At 71.9% G+C, this 18,679-nt stretch carries 16 protein-coding genes; 7 read left to right on the top strand and 9 right to left on the bottom strand.

Going from position 1 to position 18,679, the window contains the following annotated elements:
- Positions 1-4: 4 nt before the first annotated feature.
- Together ABD366_RS09955 and ABD366_RS09950 are read right to left on the bottom strand one after the other, a co-directional pair.
- Entirely contained in the window at positions 5-1,237 is a 1,233-nt protein-coding gene (locus ABD366_RS09955; RefSeq protein ID WP_324772575.1) for a cytochrome P450 family protein, read from the bottom strand.
- A gap of 109 nt (positions 1,238-1,346) precedes the next feature.
- Entirely contained in the window at positions 1,347-2,903 is a 1,557-nt protein-coding gene (locus tag ABD366_RS09950) for a long-chain-fatty-acid--CoA ligase (protein WP_324772577.1), read from the bottom strand.
- A gap of 248 nt (positions 2,904-3,151) precedes the next feature.
- Here ABD366_RS09950 and ABD366_RS09945 point away from each other — a divergent pair, with 248 nt between their 5' ends.
- Positions 3,152-4,348 carry a TetR/AcrR family transcriptional regulator gene (locus ABD366_RS09945; protein WP_324772579.1) on the top strand — a complete coding sequence of 399 codons (1,197 nt, stop codon included), beginning with the start codon at positions 3,152-3,154 and terminating at the stop codon, positions 4,346-4,348.
- Positions 4,349-4,384: 36 nt separating this feature from the next.
- Here ABD366_RS09945 and ABD366_RS09940 read toward each other — a convergent pair whose 3' ends face one another.
- Positions 4,385-5,593: an oxygenase MpaB family protein gene (locus tag ABD366_RS09940; protein WP_324772581.1), complete on the bottom strand. Its 1,209-nt coding sequence runs from the start codon at positions 5,591-5,593 to the stop codon at positions 4,385-4,387.
- Positions 5,594-5,858: 265 nt separating this feature from the next.
- Here ABD366_RS09940 and ABD366_RS09935 point away from each other — a divergent pair, with 265 nt between their 5' ends.
- Genes ABD366_RS09935 through ABD366_RS09920 form a run of 4 tightly spaced genes read left to right on the top strand, consistent with a single transcriptional unit; the run spans position 5,859 to position 10,244 of the window.
- Positions 5,859-7,490 (top strand): succinic semialdehyde dehydrogenase, encoded by a 1,632-nt coding sequence (locus tag ABD366_RS09935; RefSeq protein WP_344441502.1) that lies wholly within the window; start codon positions 5,859-5,861, stop codon positions 7,488-7,490.
- Complete coding sequence (locus ABD366_RS09930; RefSeq protein WP_411293713.1) at positions 7,487-8,023, top strand: DUF4334 domain-containing protein; 537 nt, start codon at positions 7,487-7,489, stop codon at positions 8,021-8,023. The genes ABD366_RS09935 and ABD366_RS09930 overlap by 4 nt, the downstream gene beginning before the upstream one ends.
- On the top strand, positions 8,020-9,081 hold the full coding sequence (locus ABD366_RS09925; protein WP_324769409.1) for an NAD(P)-dependent alcohol dehydrogenase: 1,062 nt from the start codon (positions 8,020-8,022) through the stop codon (positions 9,079-9,081). The genes ABD366_RS09930 and ABD366_RS09925 overlap by 4 nt, the downstream gene beginning before the upstream one ends.
- The gene (locus ABD366_RS09920; protein WP_324769411.1) at positions 9,081-10,244 is read left to right on the top strand and encodes an acyl-CoA dehydrogenase family protein; all 1,164 of its coding nucleotides are present in this window, start codon (positions 9,081-9,083) and stop codon (positions 10,242-10,244) included. The genes ABD366_RS09925 and ABD366_RS09920 overlap by 1 nt, the downstream gene beginning before the upstream one ends.
- 15 nt (positions 10,245-10,259) lie before the next feature.
- On the opposite strand, the gene ABD366_RS09915 is transcribed toward ABD366_RS09920, so the two are convergent.
- The 6 genes from ABD366_RS09915 to ABD366_RS09890 form a co-directional block, all read right to left on the bottom strand.
- Positions 10,260-10,868: a mycothiol-dependent nitroreductase Rv2466c family protein gene (locus tag ABD366_RS09915; RefSeq protein ID WP_324769412.1), complete on the bottom strand. Its 609-nt coding sequence runs from the start codon at positions 10,866-10,868 to the stop codon at positions 10,260-10,262.
- Positions 10,869-10,953: 85 nt separating this feature from the next.
- Positions 10,954-11,712, bottom strand: coding sequence for an ABC transporter ATP-binding protein (locus ABD366_RS09910; protein WP_324769421.1), 759 nt, complete (start codon positions 11,710-11,712; stop codon positions 10,954-10,956).
- Between the two features lie 8 nt (positions 11,713-11,720).
- A complete protein-coding gene (gene mdlC, locus ABD366_RS09905; RefSeq protein ID WP_324769413.1) occupies positions 11,721-13,349 on the bottom strand; it encodes a benzoylformate decarboxylase in 1,629 nt (542 codons plus the stop codon).
- Positions 13,339-14,229, bottom strand: a complete 891-nt coding sequence (locus ABD366_RS09900; protein WP_411293714.1) for an ABC transporter permease — start codon at positions 14,227-14,229, stop codon at positions 13,339-13,341. Before ABD366_RS09900 ends, mdlC begins: the two co-directional genes overlap by 11 nt.
- Entirely contained in the window at positions 14,226-14,918 is a 693-nt protein-coding gene (locus tag ABD366_RS09895; RefSeq protein ID WP_324769414.1) for an ABC transporter permease, read from the bottom strand. Before ABD366_RS09895 ends, ABD366_RS09900 begins: the two co-directional genes overlap by 4 nt.
- 89 nt (positions 14,919-15,007) lie before the next feature.
- The gene (locus ABD366_RS09890; RefSeq protein WP_324769415.1) at positions 15,008-15,937 is read right to left on the bottom strand and encodes an ABC transporter substrate-binding protein; all 930 of its coding nucleotides are present in this window, start codon (positions 15,935-15,937) and stop codon (positions 15,008-15,010) included.
- Positions 15,938-16,102: 165 nt separating this feature from the next.
- On the opposite strand from ABD366_RS09890, the gene ABD366_RS09885 reads away from it, so the two are divergent.
- Entirely contained in the window at positions 16,103-16,939 is an 837-nt protein-coding gene (locus ABD366_RS09885) for a cyclase family protein (RefSeq protein ID WP_324769417.1), read from the top strand.
- The gene (locus ABD366_RS09880; protein WP_344441497.1) at positions 16,936-18,585 is read left to right on the top strand and encodes a thiamine pyrophosphate-binding protein; all 1,650 of its coding nucleotides are present in this window, start codon (positions 16,936-16,938) and stop codon (positions 18,583-18,585) included. The genes ABD366_RS09885 and ABD366_RS09880 overlap by 4 nt, the downstream gene beginning before the upstream one ends.
- Positions 18,586-18,679 lie beyond the last annotated feature (94 nt).

Genomic DNA, 18,679 nt, shown 5'->3' with positions numbered 1-18,679 from the left:
CGGGTCAGTGGGTCTTCGGCCTCAGGTGTACCGGCAGGGTCAGGTGGCCGTTGCTGATGAGTGTGGGCAGGGAGCGCAACTCCGAAGCAGGGGCCGCCAGTTCGATGTCGGGGAAGCGGTCGACGAGCAGGCGCAGGGCCGTGGCGACCTCGAGGCGGGCCAGGGGTGCGCCCAGGCAGAAGTGGAGGCCGTGGCCGAAGGCGAGGTGTTCCTTCGTGGGGCGGGTGACGTCGAAGCCGTCGGCGGTCGGGCCGTGCCAGTCGGGGTGGCGGTTGGCGGCGGAGTAGGAGGCGAGAATCGCTTCGCCCCGGGGGATCGTCCGTCCGTCGGGCAGGGCGATGTCGGTGAGGGCGTAGCGCAGCGGCAGGTGCTTGATCGCGGGTTCGTACCGCAGGGTCTCCTCGACGGCGTCGCTCCACTCGGCCCGGCCGGCGCGCAGGTGCCCGAGCTGCTCGGGGTCGGACAGCAGGGCGGTGACCGCCTGGTCGATGACGTTGACGGTGGTCTCGTAGCCGGCGCTGAGCATCAGGAGCAGCGTGTCGCGCAGTTCGCTGTCGCTGAAGCCGCCGCCGTCGCCCTCGTCGTCGCGGGCGGCGATGAGGAGCGAGGTCATGTCGTCGGCGGGCTCGGCGCGTTTGGCCGCGATCAGTTCGTCGAGGGCTTTGTACAAGGAGGCGGTGTTCGCGGCGGCCTGCTCGGCGGTGACCGTGGTGTCGAAGACGCCGTCGACCACGGTGCGAAAGCCCTGGATCCGGCTCTCGGGAATGCCCATGAACTGGCCGAGCACCGCGATCGGCAGGGGATAGGCGAAGTGTTCGCGCAGGTCCACGCTCTCCCCGGCGGGCCGGGAGTCGAGGTCGTCGAGGAGAGCGGTGACGATGGCCTCCACCGCCGGTCGCATCTCCTGGATACGACGGGCGCTGAGGGCCGGGGCGACCATCCGGCGCAGTCTTCGGTGGTCGTTGCCGTAGGCGTTGAGCATGCTCTCCACGGCGATCCACAGGGCCAGGGGCCAGGTGGCCACGGTGTCGGCGAAGTCCGGCCAGTGGGCGCGCCCGTTCTTGGAGACCTGCGGGCTGGTGAGCAGCTGCTTGAGGAGGGCAGGGTCGCTGACCGACCAGACGGTCAGGCCGAGGATGTCCACGCGGGTGGCAGGGCCGTGGCTGCGCAGCGCCCGGTCCTCGGCGTGGTGGTCGGTGGCTTCGGGGTCCAGGACCAGGGTCGGCTGGTCGGGCACGATGAGCTCCTTCGACAGCGACGGCGCCGGCGCGGGCCGGCCGGCGAGCCGACGGTCTGCGTGTCGGCCTCGTTCAACTGACCGCCCACCACCCGCATCTGTGACGCCGTCACCCTCCGTCCCGCGCCCGAAGCGCCGGCTTGACCACCTTGCCTCCCGCGTTGCGCGGAAGCTCGGGGAGGATCACGAGGTCCTTGGGCCTCTTGAAAGAGGCGAGTCTTCCGTCGAGGAACTTGGTCAGGTCGCGCAGCGACAGTTCGGTGTCCGGGGCGAGGGTGACGAAGGCGACGGGTATCTGGCCCCAGCGCTCGTCGGACCGGCCGATCACGGCGACCTCACGGACGGACGGGTGTGCGGCCACGGCGTTCTCCAGCTCGGCGCAGTAGATGTTCTCGCCGCCGCTGATGATCATGTCCTTCTTGCGGTCGACCACCCAGATGAAGCCTTCGTCGTCCCGCTTGACCAGATCGCCGGAGTGGAACCAGCCTCCTTCGAAGGCCGCCGCGGTCTCCTGCGGCTTGTTCCAGTATCCCCGCGTCAGCGTCGGCCCGCGGTAGACGATCTCGCCTACCTCGCCCACGGCGACGTCGTTCATCTCCGCGTCGACGATGCGGTGCTGGATGCTCGGGATCGGGCGGCCGACCGAGCCGAGCTTGCGCAGCGAGTCCTCCCCGCGGAGCACGCAGGTGATGGGTGAGGTCTCGGTCTGGCCGAACACGGCCACGTTCAGCGCGCCGGGGAACTTCTCGCCCATGGCACGCAGGGTCGCGTCGCTCGCCGGGGCGGCGCCCCAGCTGATGATCCGCAGCTTCAGGTCCCGCTTGTCGATGTCGGGCTCGGCGCAGATCAGGTCCCACTGCTGCGGCACGTTGAACACGACGGTGGCGCCCTCGCGTTCGTACGCGTCGAGAACGGCTGCCGGGTCGAAGGCACCCAGCGGATGGATCACGACCGTGCCGCCGACCACGAAGTTCGCCACGACCGAACCGAGCCCCGCGATGTGGAAGAAGGGCGCGGTCAGGAAGCCGACGTCGGAGTCGTCGAAGATCTCCATCGCGCGGATGCAGGTGATCGCCTGCACCTGCATGTTGCGATGGGACAGCATCACGCCTTTCGGCCGCCCGGTGGTGCCCGAGGTGTACATGATCAGCGCGGTCGACTCCTCGCTGACGTCGGGCAGTTCCATCGGCTCGTACGCCGACAGGAACTCCTCGTACGCGACATGCTCCTCGCTGTCGCCCGGTTCGCCGATGACGACGACCGTGCCGATCGACGCGGCGTTCGGCACCGCCTTGAGCAGCGGCAGCAGGCGTGCGTCGACGACGATCGCCGAAGGTGTGCAGTCGGCCAGGATGTAGTCGAGCTCCAGGGGCGCCAGCCGGAAGCTGAGGGGTACGGCCATGGCACCCAGGCTGTTCGCCGCGAAGACACTCTCCACGCACCACGGATGGTTCAGTGTCAGCAGGGCCACGCGGTCGCCCGCGGCCACGCCCCGGCCGGCGAGCGCGGCAGCCAGTTGCAGCGACCGCCGCGACAACTGGGCCCACGTCGTGGTCGTCCCGAGATAGCGCAGCGCGGGCTTGTCGGGGCGCATCGTCGCGTGGGTGGCCGCCTGGGACATCCAGTGGTGCCGGAAGGTCCAGGCGGGAGCCGTGTCGGTCGGCATGGGCGACTCCTCGGGTGTCGTCTCGATCGGTGCACCGAGGCGCCGGTGCATCGGTGCTCGCTGCGGCATTGTGCCCATCAACCCCGTTGCCGGAGAAGCGTCGTGGCGTATTTTGTTAATCGGGAATCACGTGGGACGGCGTGCCGGGCCGCCCGCCGTGCCGTCCGCTCGCAAGGGGACCGGGGACCGGGCCCGGCGTGTGATTGACTGAGCCGTATGGCCCCGTTCCCGCATGCCTCCGTCCGGTCATGACCGTCGAGCCGATCGCGGCCACGCGCCCCCGCAACCGCAGGCAGCTCATCGTCGAGGCGGCGGGCCGGCTCTTCAGCGAGCGCGGTTATCACGCGGCGTCCATGGAGGAGATCGCCGCCGGTGTGGGTATCACCGCCGCGGCCCTCTACCGGCACTTCCCGAACAAGTACGCCCTGTTCGCCGAGTGCGCGCACGCCATGGTGGACCGGCTCGTCGCCGCGCTCGACGAGATGCCGGCCGAGGCCGCCCCGGCGGACGTGCTCACCGCCCTCATCAGGGTCACCGTGGCGCACCGCGCGTCGGGCGGCGTGTACCGGTGGGAGGCCAGGTACCTCGACCGCGCGGACCGACGGCTGCTCAGGGCGAAGTTCGCGCACGTCACCGAGCGGGTGACCGAAGCGGTCCGACGTGAGGGAGTGGCCGAGGCGGTGCGAGGCGAGCGGCCGTGCCCGCCGGCCGACGTGGAACTGCGGGTCGTGGCGGCTCTCGGCGCCATCGGCTCCCTCACGATGCATCACACCTCCATCGCGCAACGGCGAGTCGAGGAACTGCTGTCGGCGTGCGCCCTGCGCGTGGTCGCGGCCGGCCCGGAGCCGGTGGCGGGGAGCGAGCGCACCGTCGAGCTGCCGGCCCTGCCGGTGCCGCGCTCGCGGCGCGCGGAGATCCTCGCGGCCGCCGTCCCGCTGTTCGCCCGGGACGGTTTCACCAGCGTCACCAACGGCCAGATCGCGGAGGCGGTGGGGCTCGCCCCGTCCGCGCTCTACCGCCACTACCCGGGCAAGGTCGACATCCTGGCGGCGGCGTGCCTCCAGGCGGCGGGGCTCCTCGCGCAGGCGGTGGACCAGAGCCTGCACGGCGTGGCCGACCCCTACGAGGCCGTCGTGGCGCTGGCGGCGACGTACGTGGCCTACAGCTTCGAGCACACCGCGCTGACGAGCGTCGCCGAAGCCGAGTTCGTCGGACTGCCGGCCGAACTGCAGCGCCCCTTGCTGCTCGCGCAGCGTGAGCACATCGCGGTCTGGGAGCAGCAGTTGCGGCTGGTCCGTCCGGAGCTGGACCCGCGGCAGGCCAGGGTCCTGGTGCACGCCGGGTTCGGCGTGGTGGTCGAGGCCGGGCGGCGACTGCGGTGGCAGGACAGTCCTGCGGGCCGCACCGCCGTGACCGGCCTCGTCGTACGCGCCCTGGGCCTCTGAGGGGCTCTTTCCGCACCCCTGTGTCGGCACGGCGGCTCAGGAACCCGCCCTGTTCCCCGTCGGCATCACGATGGGGGTGGTCGCCCCCGAGGCGCCGTTGTTCAAGAACGCCATGGCCAGGGCGCGCACGAACTGGTCGAACAGATAGAAGGCGCCCGGCGCGACCGGTGACAGCCCTTCGCGGAACAGGATGAAGGCCGGCCATACGGTGCGGATCAGGGTCGCCGAGGCGTAGTCGCGCTTCAGCCCCAGCCAGTCGCCGATCTCGTCGCTGAGGACGTAGCGCACGAACTCGTTGAGGAAGCCGCGGGTGACGCCCAGGTCGACCTGGGAGGGCAGTCCGAGCAGGTCCTCGGCCAGTTCGATGCCCTCGGTCGTCGGAGCGAGGATCGGGGTGAGCACCTGGCCCGACTGTGCCTCCGCGGCGGCCCACGTCTTGGGGATGTACTCGTCCCGCACGCCCAGCAGGTGCAGGGCGACCTGCCAGCTGTGCAGGAAGGCGTCCTGGTCCGCGGCCGAGAAGGGGACCTTCCAGTCGAGCAGCTTCCTGCGCACGTAGGTGCCCAGGCTGTGGAAGGTGACCAGGATGTCGGCGTTGCTGATCGGGATGGACTGGTCCGCGACCGCCGTCCAGTGGGGCGACTGCGGCAGCAGATGGCGTACCGCGGCGTGCACCAGACGCGTCTTGTTGGCGGTGACCACGAACTGGCCCGTCGGCTCCAGGCCCTTCAGCTGCGCCAGGTCGTAGCCGAACGTGAAGGTCTTGGCCGCGCGGTCCTTCATGTCGGCGCCGCCCGCGGACCAGTAGACGCTCTTGGCCTCGCGCGGGATCACGGTGCTCATGATCCCGCTGCCGAGGCCGTACAGCAGGAAAAGGTACGTGTCCTTGCGCCGGTTGAAGTCGGCGGCGCGGGCCAGCTTCGCCGGGTCCGCCCACGAGGGCAGCTTGTTGACCTTCCGCAGATACGCGGTGAGGTCGGCCGGCAGACCGCTGGGCAGCGGGTCGTTGTTGTTCACCCACGACGCCATCGCGGTGTTGACCGCCGGGATCTGACCGCCTGCGAAGAGCGAGGCGACCAGCTGGTCCACCTCGTCGTCCCACACGTACTCCGGATCGGTGCCCGCGCCGGCTCCGGCGACCGACCCCGCCGGCGACCACGCCCACGCGTCGGTGGTGCCGGCCGCGCCCACGAGGCCCAGCGCGGCCCCCAGGGACAGGACTCTTCTGCGACTGAGATTTTCCATTGACCTACTCGCTCTCCTGATGGATCACGCGGCTCAACTTGCCTGACGTGCACTGGAGTTCGCGGTACCACCCCTTGGCTCAGATCTTGTTCCGGGATGTGATTTCTGATTAACATAACGACGTGCGTCGGCGGGGACAAGGGCAGGGACAAGGGCGACTGCAAAGGCACAGGCACAGGCACAGGCGCGACATCGACATCGACATCGACGAAGGCGTCGAGCGAAAGCATCCAGCGAAGGGCATCGACGTGACCGAGGAGCCCGTATGAGCACGGAGCAGGAACAGACCCCCGCGCCTCCCGGCCCCGCGGCGGCGCGCTCCCGGCCCGCCTGGGTGACGGACGAGTCGATCGAGCAGTGGTGCACGTGGGTGCGCCGTGACGCGACGCGGCACGGACCCGACAGCGCCGAGCCGGTGACCGCGCTCGCCCCCTTCGACCTGGCGCCGGTCGCGGCCGTTCCCGCCTGCGCCGCGCAGGACGTCGCGGCGGCGGTGGCCGGAGCCCGGGCCGCCCGGCCCACGTGGGCACAGGCCCGGCCGGGGCGGCGCGCCGACGTCGTACTCGCCTTCCACGACCTGCTCCTGGAACGGCAGGACCAGGTGCTCGACCTGATCCAGTGGGAGACCGGCAAGGCGCGCTACCACGCCTGGCAGGAGGTGGCGCAGGTCGCGACGATCGCCCGGCACTACGCACGGCGGGCCCGGCACTACCTGGCGCCCCGTCACGTGCGCGGCATGGTGCCCGGTCTGACGAAGGTCAGGGAGGTGCGCGTGCCGAAGGGCGTCGTCGGCATCATCTCCCCGTGGAACTACCCCCTCTACCTCGGTGTCGGCGATGTGCTGCCGGCTCTCCTGGCCGGCAACGCCGTGGTCTCCAAGGCGGATTCACAGACCACGCTGACCATGCTGTGGACCCGCGCCCTGATGGCCGACGCCGGGCTGCCGGCCGATCTGTGGCAGATCGTGACCGGCCCCGGGCCCGTGGTGGGGACCGCCCTGGTCGACGCCGTCGACTTCGTCTGCTTCACGGGGTCGACCGCCACCGGACGCACGGTCGCCGAGCGGGCCGCCCGGCGACTGGTCGGGGCCTCCCTCGAACTCGGCGGCAAGAACCCGCTGATCGTGCGCGCGGACGCCGACCTCGCCGCCGCGGCGGCCGGCACGGTGGCGGCGGCCTTCGCCAACACCGGGCAGATGTGCATCCACGTCGAACGCGTCTATGTGCAGGAGCGGATCCACGACGCCTTCCGCACCGAGCTCGTCCGGGCGACGCGGGCGCTGCGGATCGGGCAGTCCTACGACTACGCGGCCGATGTCGGATCACTGACCTCGGCGGCACAACTCGCCGCTGTCGAAGCCCATGTCGACGGCGCGGTGGCCAAGGGCGCGACGGTCCTCGTGGGCGGCCGGGCCCGCCCGGACCTCGGCCCGCTCTGCTACGAACCGACCGTCCTCGAAGGCGTCACGGACGACATGGCCGTGTGCGGCGAGGAGACGTTCGGTCCGGTGATCTCGCTGTGCGCCTACGGCACCGACGAGGAGGCCCTGGGCCTGGCCAACCGGGGGACCTACGGGCTGTCCGCGTCGATCTGGTCGAAGGACACCCGCGCAGCCGGCCGGATGGCGGCGCGGATCCGCGCCGGGTCGGTCAACATCAACGACGGCGCCGCCGCGGCGGCCGGCAGCATCGAGGCCGGGATGGGCGGCATGGGCGACAGCGGACTCGGCAGACGCCACGGCGCGGAGGGGATCCGCAAGTACACCGAGAGCCAGACGGTCGCCACGCAGCGGCTCCTTCCGCTCGGACCGACGAAGCCGGGGGAGAGCGGCGTACGGAGTTTCGTCCGCCGCGCCAACGGACAGCTGGCCCTGCTCCGCAAGCTCGGTGTCCGGTGAGCCGCGGCCCCTCGCCCGTGGGCGAGTGGTGGAACGCCCTGCGCGCGGCGCCGGGGCCGGTCGACACCGGTGAACTCGACGCCCTGTGGGCGGAGTTGGAGACAGTCGACGCGGAGTCGATCCTCGGCTCCTGGCGCGGTTTCGCCTTCCTGACCGGCCATCCCATCGAGAAGGTGCTGGCGGCCAGCCGGTGGCACGGCAAGCGGTTCGACGCGCTCGACGACGCGAAACCGCTGATCTGCCGGGCCGAGGACGGCAGCCTCTACTCCGACACCAAGGCGGGCCGCGGCGAGGCCACGCTGTGGAACGTCGAGTTCCGCGGGGAGGTGACCGCCACGATGGTCTACGACGGCATGGCCGTGCTCGACCACTTCAAGCGCGTGGACGACGACACCCTCATGGGCGTGATGAACGGCAGACCCGCGGTCGTGCTCGCGGGCGGCCGTCACTTCTACTTCGGCCTGGAGCGCGAATCCGGGCCGGGGAGTGAGTCCGGGCCGGAGAGCGGCGTGTCCGGTCCGGTGCAGGGGTGAGGGCCTCGGTGCTCCTCTCCCGCGGCCCCGGAGACAGCGAGATCGTCGAGGCCGAACTGGACGATCCGCGCCCGCACGAGGTGATCGTCCGGATCGAGGCGGTCGGCGTCTGCCACACCGACCTCGTCACCCGGAAGGCGCTCGGGGAGCGGCCCGCCGTGCTCGGCCACGAGGGATGCGGCGTCGTGGAGCGATCGGGCACCGCGGTCGACACCCTCGGTGTGGGGGACCGGGTCGTGATCTCCTTCGCGTCCTGCGGCAGCTGCGAGCAGTGCCGGGCCCGCCATCCCGCGTACTGCGACCGGGCGACCGCGCTCAACGGATCGGGGCGACGGCCCGACGGGTCACCGACGATCCGGGTCGGCGGCAGCCCGGTGTTCGGCGCCTACTTCGGGCAGTCGTCGTTCGCCACCGCCGCTCTGGCGGACGCCCGCTCGTGCGTCCCGGTCGGCGACGTGCCCCCGGAGGTCGCCGCCCCGCTGGGCTGCGGATTCCTGACCGGAGCGGGCGCGGTCCTCAACGTCCTGCGGCCCGGCCCGGGCGACCGGCTCCTCGTGGTGGGCGCCGGCGCGGTCGGCACCGCGGCCGTCCTGACCGCCCTGTCCGAAGGCGCCGAGGTCGTGGTGGCGGAGCCCGTCGCCGCGCGCCGCGCACTCGCCGTCCGCTGCGGCGCGAGCGCCGTCGCCTCCCTCGACGACCCCCTTGCGCCCGTGACCCATGCGCTCGACACCACGGGCAGACCCGAGGTGCCGGCACGCGCACTGGCTCTGCTGCGCCCCCGCGGAACGCTGGCCGTCGTCGGCCTCGGACCCGCCACGGCCGCCATCGACGTGCGTGACCTGATGCTGCGCGGGCTCCAGCTGCGCGGCTGCGTCGAAGGAGATGCCGAACCGACTCTGCACATACCGGAACTGATGCGCCGTCACGCACAGGGGCGGCTGCCGCTCGACGAGCTGGTGACCACGTACGCCCTGGACGAGTTTGAGCAGGCGGTCGCCGACCAGCGGTCCGGCCGGACGCTGAAACCCGTACTCCTCCCGAACCGATCGGAGTCCTGATGGCCCGTACGATCTCCGCCGAACGCTCGCTCTACGAGGACGACCACGAACTCCTGCGCGAGACGGTCCGCACCTTCGCCGACAAGCACGCCGCGCCGCACGCCGAGCGGTGGCGGGCCGAGGGGAAGGTCGACCGCGAACTCTTCCAGGAGGCCGCCCGGGCCGGGATCCTCGGCTTCAACATCCCCGAGGAGTACGGCGGCGGCGGTGTCACCGACTTCCGCTTCAACGCGGTGATCGGCGAGGAGTTCTCCCGCCATCCCGCCTCGGACGGCCTCGCCGGGGTGGGGCTCTCCAACGACATCGTCGTGCCCTACTTCACCGACTTGACCGACGACGCGCAGAAGGCCCGCTGGCTGCCCGGCATCGCGGCAGGGACGCTGATCGTCGCCGTCGCGATGACCGAGCCCGGTACCGGGAGCGACCTCGCCGGCATCGCCACCACCGCGGTCCGCGACGGCGACGACTACGTCGTCAACGGCAGCAAGGTCTTCATCTCCAACGGCCAGAACGCCGACCTGGTCGTCACCGCCGTACGCACCGGCCCGGACCGCCACGGCGGGCTCAGCCTGCTGGTCATCGAGGCCGACCGGCCCGGCTTCGCGCGCGGCCGCAACCTGGAGAAGGTCGGCCTGCACGCCCAGGACACCAGCGAACTGTTCTTCCAGGACGTCCGGGTGCCGGCCGCCAACCTGCTCGGCGAGGAGGGGGCCGGCTTCAAGGACCTGATGCGCAATCTGCCGCAGGAGCGCATCTCGATCGCCGCCAACGCCGTGGCGTCGATGGAGGGCGTCCTCGAGCGGACCGTGGAGTACGTCAGGGAGCGCAAGGCGTTCGGACGGACCGTCGGCTCCTTCCAGAACACGCGTTTCGAGCTGGCCGACATGGTCACCACCGCCCGCGTCGGCCGTGCCTACCTCGACGACCTGCTCGCCCGGCACTCCCGCGGCGAACTGAGCGCCGTGGACGCCGCGGCGGCGAAGTTCTGGGCCACGGAGCACTACGTCGACATCGTCGGACGCTGTCTGCAACTGCACGGCGCCTACGGCTACATGCGCGAGTACCGCATCGCCCACGACTATCTCGACTCGCGTATCACCACCATCTACGGGGGCACCACGGAGATCATGAAGGAGATCGTCGCCCGCGACCTGGGCCTGTAGCCGTGCCGGCTGTGCTCAGTCGAAGCGCAGGCTCCCGGTCCGCTCCCGCTTGAACTCGAAGAAGTCCGGGTGCCCGGCGAGCGTGCGGACGGCGTCGAAGAGCCGGGCCGCCTGCTCGCCGCGGGGGATGCTGTTGAGCACAGGACCGAAGAAGGCCGTGCCGTCGATGTGCAGGGTGGGCGTGCCGACGTAGCGGTCCGACGCGGGATCCTTGCCCGCGTCGTGGCTGCGCCGCAGAGCGGCGTCGTGGTCGGTCGAGCCGGCCGCGTCCGCCAGGGCCGCGGGCAGCCCGAGCTCGGCCGGAGCGTCCGCGGCGACCGCGTCGAAGTCCTTCTCGCCGTGCGTGTGGATGCGGGTGCCGAAGGCGGTGTAGAGGTCGCGCAGCACATCGGGGGAGTGCTGCTCGGATGCGGCGACGGCGACGCGGACCAGGCCGATCGACCGGTCGACGAGATCGCGGTACCACTCGGGCAGTTCGTTTCCCTCGTTGTGCAGGTAGAGGCTCATGGCATGGAAGCGGACGTCGAGGTCGCGCAGCGGCTCCACCTCGAGGATCCACCGTGAGGTGATCCAGGCGAACGGGCAGACGGGGTCGAAGTAGAAGTCGACTCGGGTCTTGGTCATGGCTTCAGGCTAGGCAGCCAATGGCCCGTCGCTGCGGGCCAATCACGCCCGGGCTTCACGGGCCACTTCACACCCGGGCAGGCGGTCATTCCGGCCCTGGAGCCCGCACCGCGCGTCCCACCTCGGCGCGCAGCGCGACGAACTCCGGCAGGCCGCGCGTCGCGATCTGGTCGCGTTTCGGGGGGAGTCCGACCGGCAGGTCGAGGGCGACGCGGGAGCCGGGGCCGGGGGAGAGGACGACCACGCGGTCACCGACGTAGACGCTCTCGTCGATGTCGTGCGTGACGAACACGATCGTCGTGCCGTCGGTGCGGTGGACGTCCAGGAGGAGGTCCTCCAGGTCCTCGCGCGCCTGCGCGTCCAGCGAGCCGAACGGCTCGTCCATCAGCAGCAGCGCGGGCCGGACGACCAGCGCGCGGGCGATGGCGACCCGCTGCTGCATGCCGCCGGAGAGCTGCCAGGGGTGGCGGCGCGCGGCGTCGAGCAGGCCGACCCGGTCCAGGATGCGTTCGGCCTCGTCCCGCCGTTCGGCCCGGCGCAGACCCTGGCGGCGCAGCGGCAGCGCCACGTTGTCGCGGACCGTGAGCCACGGCAGCAGGGAGCGGCCGTAGTCCTGGAAGACGACCGCGAGCCGCTCCGGGACGCCGGTGACCGGGGTGCCGTCGACGGTGACCGTGCCCGCGCGCGCGGGCAGCAGCCCGGCGATCGTGCGCAGCAGCGTGGACTTGCCGCAGCCCGACGGGCCGACGACGCACAGGAGTTGACCGTCCGGCACGGCCAGGTCCACCTCGTGCAGGACGTGGTGGTCGCCGTAGTACTGGCTCACGGAGTCGATGCGCAGCATGCGGGGGCTCACCCGGCCCACGGTTCGTACAGCACGCCTTCGGTGCCGGTGACACGCAGGTGCAGCAGGTGGGGACCGTCGTCGTCGCCGGGCCGCGTCACCGCGCGGTCCAGGGCCTTGTCGAGGTCGGCCGGCCGGTCCGCGTGGCCGGCCGCGCAGCCGAACGCCTCGGCGAGCCGGGCGAACTCGATGCCGCCGAGTTCCGTGCCGGGCACCGGGTCGATGCCGAGGCGCCGGCCGAGCGCGCTCACCGCGCCGTAGCCGCCGTTGTCGAGCACCACGAAGGTGACCGGGGCCCGGTGCCGGGCCGCCGTCCACAGCGCCTGCACCGAATAGAGTGCCGACCCGTCACCCAGTACGCACACCACGCGCCGCATGTCGGCGAGCGCGCGGCCGACGGCCAGCGGCAGGCCCCAGCCGAGGGCGCCGCTGCCCGCGGTCAGGAACCCGCCCGGCAGATCGACCGGCATGCGCGCGTGCAGTGCGTCCCGGTGGCTGGGGGCCTCCTCGACGAGCACCCGGTCGCGGGGCAGGATCCGGTGCAGTCGGTCAAGGACGAGTTCGGGTGTGAGGTGGTCGCCCGCGCTCACCGCCTCCGGTGGTCTGCGGGGCGCCGGAGGTGTCCGGCCCGATGCGCGTACCAGGCCGATGAGTTGGGTCAGGGCGGGCCGCACCGTGGTGACCAGGCTCGTACCGGTGGGGAGCCACGCCGCCTGGGCCGGGTCGCAGTCCAGGTGGAAGAGGTCGGTGCCCGGCGCCAGCGGTGGGCTGTCGTCCGCCACGTGGTACGTGAACACGGGCGTCCCGAGCGCCACCACCACGTCGTACGGCGCGAGGCGCGCGGCCAACTGTCCCGCCACCGGCGGCAGGAAGCCCTGGAAGAGCGGATGCGACTCGGGGAAGCCGGAGCGGCCCGAGAGCGGGCTGATCCAGACCCCGGCCCGGATCCGCTCGGCGAGCGCGAGCGCCTCGGGCAGCGCGGCTTCGTCCTCCACGCCCTGGCCGATCACGAGGGCGGGGCGCGCGCAGGTGTCGAGGCGGGTGGCGAGCGCGGCCAGGGCGTCCGGGGCGGCGGTGAATCCGGCGTGTACGGCGCGGGGTTCGACCGGTTCGGCCGGCCGGTCCCAGTCGTCCTCGGGCACGGAGACGAACACTGGCCCGCGCGGATGCGTCATCGCCACGCGGTGCGCCTCGGCGAGGACGGCCGGGACATCGGCGGCGCGTTCGGGCTGCCGGGCGAACTTGACGTACGGGCGCGGGAACTGCGCGGGCTCGTCGGCGCCGAGGAACGGTCGCAGCTGGAGCAGGGAGCGCGCCTGCTGACCGGCGACGATCACCAGCGGCACGCGGTCGCGGTACGCGTTGAAGACGGCGCCCAGCGCGTGCCCGACACCGCCCGCGGAGTGCAGGCTGACGACGGCGGCACGGCCCGTACCCAGGGCGTGTCCCGCGGCCATGGCCACGGCCGTGGACTCCTGAAGGCCGAGGATGTACGTGAAGTCGTCCGGCCAGTCGCGGAACATGCACAGCTCGGTGGAGCCCGGGTTGCCGAAGACGGTGGTCATGCCGGTGGAGCGCAGCAGCCGGACGACGGCTTCCCGGACCGTGGTCGTCGTGGCCCTCTTCCTACTGGTCATGCCGTCTCCCTGGGTTCAGCAGGCGCCTCTCGACTGCCAGCAGGCCGGTGTTGAGCAGGTAACCGAGGACGCCGAGCAGGGCCAGTGCCGCCCACACGGTGAGCAGGTCGGAGCGGGACTGGGCGTCGGTGAGGGTGAAGCCGATGCCGTTCTCGGTGCCCGGCAGCAGCTCCGAGAAGACCATGAGGATCAGTGCGAGGGAGAGGCTGAGCCGCAGCCCCGCGAAGATGCGGGGCAGCGCCGACGGCACGATCACGTATCCGAGCCGTTCGGCCGGGGTGAGTCGCAGGACGGCGGCGACCTCCAGACGCAGCGGATCGGTGTTGCGGGCGCCCTCGGCGGTGTTGATGAGCACCGGCCAAACGGCGCTGAACACGATCGACGTGACCTGCATCGGCGTCCCGAAGTCGAGGACCACGACGAAGACGGGGACCAGGGCGGGCGGCGGAACGGCCCGCGCGAACTGCAGCACCGGGTCGCACAGCGCGTACGCCCGCCGGGAGCGGCCGATGGCGATGCCGAGCGCGATCCCGACGGCGGTGGCGAGCAGGAACCCGGCCGCCATCCGGCCGAGGCTCGGGCCGATGGTGTCGAGCGCGGCGTCCGTGAGGAACAGCCGGCCGCCCGGGCCGCTGAACCACAGGTCGTAGGCGTGGCGCCCGATGCGCGAGGGCGGCGGGAAGAAGACGCTGTCGCGGGCGCGGGCCGCCAGCTCCCAGGCGCCCAGGGCAAGGGCGAGGACCGGCCAGCGCAGCAGGTCGCCGAGCGCGTCCCCGGCCTTGGGCCACCGGGTCACCTTCGCGCCGTGCGCGTTCCCGTCCTTCGGCGACCGAGTCGCCTCCGCGCCGCGTGCGTTCGCGTCCCCCGGTGGCCCGGTCACCTGCGCGCCGCCTGCCGCTCGGGTGTCCACGGGAACAAGCGCCGCTCCGTCCACACCAGTACACCGTTGATGACCAGGCCGAGCGCGCCGGCCCACACCACGCCCGCGAGGACGTCCCGGCTGCCTGCCGTGGCCAGTTGGGCCTGCGCGATGAAGATGCCGAGGCCCTCACCGAAGCCGGACAACAGCTCCGTGGCGACGGCGACGACGAGCGCGACGGCCGCCGAGATACGGATGCCGGCGGCGATGAACGGTGCCGCGCCGACCAGTTCGACGCGCAGCAGCACCGCGGCCCGGCCGAAGCCGAAGGCACGCAGCGTGTCCTTGGCCAGCGGCTCGCTCTCGCCGAGCCCGTACATCGTGTTGAACAGGATCGGCCACACCGAGGCGTACGTGACCAGCGCGACCTCGGTCTCGGTCCCGGAGCCGAGGAGCAGCGACACCAGCGGGATCAACGCCACGGACGGCAACGGCCGCAGGAACTCCACGATCGCGCGCACCGCCGCGTCGACGACGGGCACGCTCCCGAGCAGCAGCCCCGCCGGGACGGCGATCGCGCACGCGAGGGCGAGGCCCAGCGCCCAGGAGCGGGTGGTGGCGGCGACCCCGTCGAGGAACGCGGAGTCGCCCGCCAGTTCCACGGCGCGGGCAAGGATCTCGGAGGCCGGCGGGAGATAGGTGCGCCGCACGATCCCCGACCGTGGAACCGCCTCGCACACACCGAAGGCCAGCAGCACGCCGAGGACGCCTTGCCCGACGTCCCGACGGCCGCGCCGGCTCACTTCACCAGCAACGTCGACGGATCGAGAGGCTTCTTCAACAGCCCCTGCGCGCGCATGAGTTCAGTGAGCCGACGTAGCCGGCCAGGGTCCGCGGCGGCCGGATACGCGGGCAGGCCCATCGATGTGGCCTGCGCGGCCGTGACCTTGGTGTACTTCGGCAGCTCGGCGCGGACGGCCGCCGGGTCCCGGGCCGCGATCCTCGACGCGGCCTCGATCGCGCGCCGGAACTTGGCGGCGGTCTCCGGATGCTTCTGCGTGTACTGCGCCGTGGTGACGTATCCGCTGATGGGCAGTGCCCGGACGGGGCTCGCGCCTCCGTCGAGGAGCACCCGGGCCTGCAGATCCTCCTGGATCGCGCTGTCGAACGGCTCGACGGCGTGCACCGCGTCGGTCTGGCCCCGTTCGAGGGCGGGCCCCATCTGCGGGAACGCGATCTGCCGGTACTCGGGTCGGCCGACGCCCTGCTCGTCGAGGATCGCGTTCAGGGTCAGCGTCTGGATGTTGTTGAGGATGTTGACCGCGACCTTCTTCCCCTTGAGGTCGGCCGGGCTCTTGATGGGGGAGTCCTTCGGCACCAGCACATCCATCATGTGCGGGGCGGTCCGAACCCCCTCCGCGAGGATGCGTACGTCGAGGGTTCTCTTCTCGTACGCCTGCAAGAAGGTCACGTAGTTGGCGCTCGCGATGACGTCGACCTGGCCCTTGGCCAGCGCGGGCAGGGCCTGGAGACTCTGCTGCACGGGCTGGATGGTCACCTCCAGCCCCTCCTTCTCGAACAGGCCGCGGTCCCGGGCGATGTACAGCGCTGCGGAGTCCGTCAACGGCAGTGCGGCGACGGTGACATGAGAGTCGTGCTCGCCGCCGGAACTTTCCGGCTCATTGTCCCCGCACGCGGTGAGCAGCAGGGCGAGCACGGCTGTGGCCACCGCCGCCCCACGTGTTCTGGTCCGTACCTGACGTAACGTCACAACCCTGTGCTTAGCAGCTACTTGAGGGTGATCGCCACACTTGGATGGATACTTGGCGGATCCTTGCAAGAAAATGGGGAGCCATGGTGGCGCGAACCGCGGCGCTGCCCCCAGGATGCGAACATGCCCGAGCCAACGTCAGCATCCGCAGCAGCGTCCGGTTCCTCGCCGGCGTCCGTTCTCGGCGCCCTGGTGGCCGGGTTGCAGAGCGGCGCGATCGATGTCGTCGACCTCACCGCGCCGCTGTCCTCCGCCACCCCGGTGCTGCGTCTGCCTCCCGCGTTCGGGCAGACCGCGCGGTTCGAGCTGGAGGAGATCAGCCGGTACGACGAGCGGGGGCCCGCCTGGTACTGGAACAACTTCCGCAGCGGCGAGCACACCGGCACCCACTTCGACGCGCCCAACCACTGGTTCACCGGCAAGGATCTCGCCGACGTCGCCTCGGTGCCCGCCCGCCGGCTCGTGGCGCCCGCCGCGGTGCTCGATGTGACCGACGAGGCCGCCAAGGACCCGAACTTCCTCGTCGAGGTGGAGCACATCCAGGCTTGGCAGCACCGGTACGGGGCGCTGCCCGACGGCGGGTGGCTGCTGGTGCGGACGGGGTGGAGCAGCAGGTCGTACGCCCAGGAACCGTTCCTCAACGCCGACGAGGACGGGCCGCACACGCCGGGCCTGTCCGCCGAGTGCGCCCGCTGGGTGGCCGAGGAGACGCCGGTCATCGGGCTCGGGGTGGAGACGGTGGGCACCGACGCAGGGCGGGCGCACGCGTTCGAGCCGGCGTTCCCCTGTCACTCGTACCTGATGGGCAGCGGCAAGTACGGGCTGACACAGTTGCAGAACCTGGCCGAGCTGCCGCCGACGGGAGCCGTCCTGATCGCGGGGCCGCTGCCCATCGTCTCGGGCTCGGGGGCACCGGCCCGGGTCCTCGCGCTCGTCGAACGGGCGGGTGAGCCGTCATGAAGGTCGCCGAAGCGGTCGGGCGGGCGCTCGTCGCGTCGGGGATCGGCCAGGTGTTCGGCGTGGTCGGCTCGGGCAACTTCCATGTCACCAACGCGATGGTGGCGGCCGGAGCGAGCTTCGTCGCGACCCGCCACGAAGGCGGCGCCGCCACCATGGCCGACGCGTACAGCAGGGTGCGGGGCGACGTGGCCGCGGTCAGCGTGCACCAGGGATGCGGGTTCACGAACGCGCTCACCGGCATCGGCGAGGCCGCCAAGAGCCGCACGCCGCTCGTCGTCGTCGCGGCGGAGGCCACACAGCCCCGCTCCAACTTCGCTGTCGACCAGGCGGCGTTGGCGCAGGCGGTCGGTGCCAGGACCACCCGCGTGACGTCCGCGGCGGACGCCGTCGCCCAGGCGTGCGCCGCCGTGCGCATCGCCGTCCACGAACGCCGCACCGTCGTCCTCAACCTCCCGCTGGACGTCCAGGCCGAATCGGTGCCCGACTCGGTCCACTCCCTGGCCGCCGTCGCGCCGCCGGCCGCGCGGCCCGCCGTCGAGCCCGCCGAGGCCGACGTCGCGGCGCTCGCCGAACTCCTCGCGCGGGCCGAACGCCCGGTCTTCATCGCCGGACGCGGCGCGCGCGGCCCCGACTGCCGCCGGTCGCTGGAGGCACTCGCCGAACGCTGCGGCGCGCTCCTCGCGACCTCCGCGGTGGCCCGCGGCCTGTTCGAGGGCAACCCCTGGTCGCTCGATGTGGCGGGCGGCTTCTCGTCGCCGCTCGCGGCCGAGTTGATGCAGGGCGCCGATGTGCTCGTCGCCTGGGGCTGCTCGCTCACCATGTGGACGACGCGGCACGGCCGGCTCATCGGCCCCGGCACACGCCTCGTCCAGGTCGACGACGACCCCGCGGCGCTCGGCGCGCACCGCCCCGTCGACCTCGGGATCACCGGCGACGTCCGTACCACGGCGGACGCGACGCGCGCGGTGCTCGGGGACCGCGGCGGGCCCGGCCACCGGACGCCGGAGACCGGCGACGCCCTCGCCGCGCGCCTGCGGTGGCGCGACATCCCGTACGACGACACCGGCACCCGGGACCGCATCGACCCGCGCACGCTCAGCATCGCCCTGGACGCCATCCTGCCCGCGCAGCGCGTCATCGGCGTCGACTCGGGCAACTTCATGGGTCACCCGACCATGTACCTGTCCGTCCCCGACGAGCAGGGACTCTGCTTCACCCAGGCGTTCCAGTCGATCGGCCTCGGCCTCGCCACCACGATCGGCGCGGCCCTGGCCCGCCCGGACCGCCTCGCGGTGGCCGCGCTCGGCGACGGCGGGATGCTGATGAGCGCCGTCGAACTCGACACGGTGCGACGGATCGGCCTGCCCATGGTGATCGTGGTCTACAACGACGACGCGTACGGGGCGGAGGTGCACCACTTCGGACCCGACGGATTCCCGCTCGGCACGGTCGAGTTCCCGCCCACCGACATCGCCGCCGTGGCCCGCGGCTACGGCTTCGAAGCGGTGACTGTACGGACACCCGCGGACCTCAAGGCCGTGGAGGACTGGGTCGCGGGCGCGCGGTCGGCGCCGCTGCTCATCGACGCGAAGGTGGTGCGCGAGCACGGTTCCTGGTGGCTGGAGGAGGCGTTCCGGGGGCATTAGGGCGTGTCCGACCTGCTTTTCTGGTGCGCACCCTCTGTACGGATCCCGTTCGCCCGTTGTACGAATTCTCCGTATGTGATGATCCCGAATGCGC

The organism is Streptomyces kunmingensis, from assembly GCF_039533535.1.
GTDB lineage: Bacteria > Actinomycetota > Actinomycetes > Streptomycetales > Streptomycetaceae > Streptomyces > Streptomyces kunmingensis.
The sequence above is the reverse complement of the archived record's forward strand: the minus strand, read 5'-3'. Positions and strand labels throughout refer to the sequence as shown.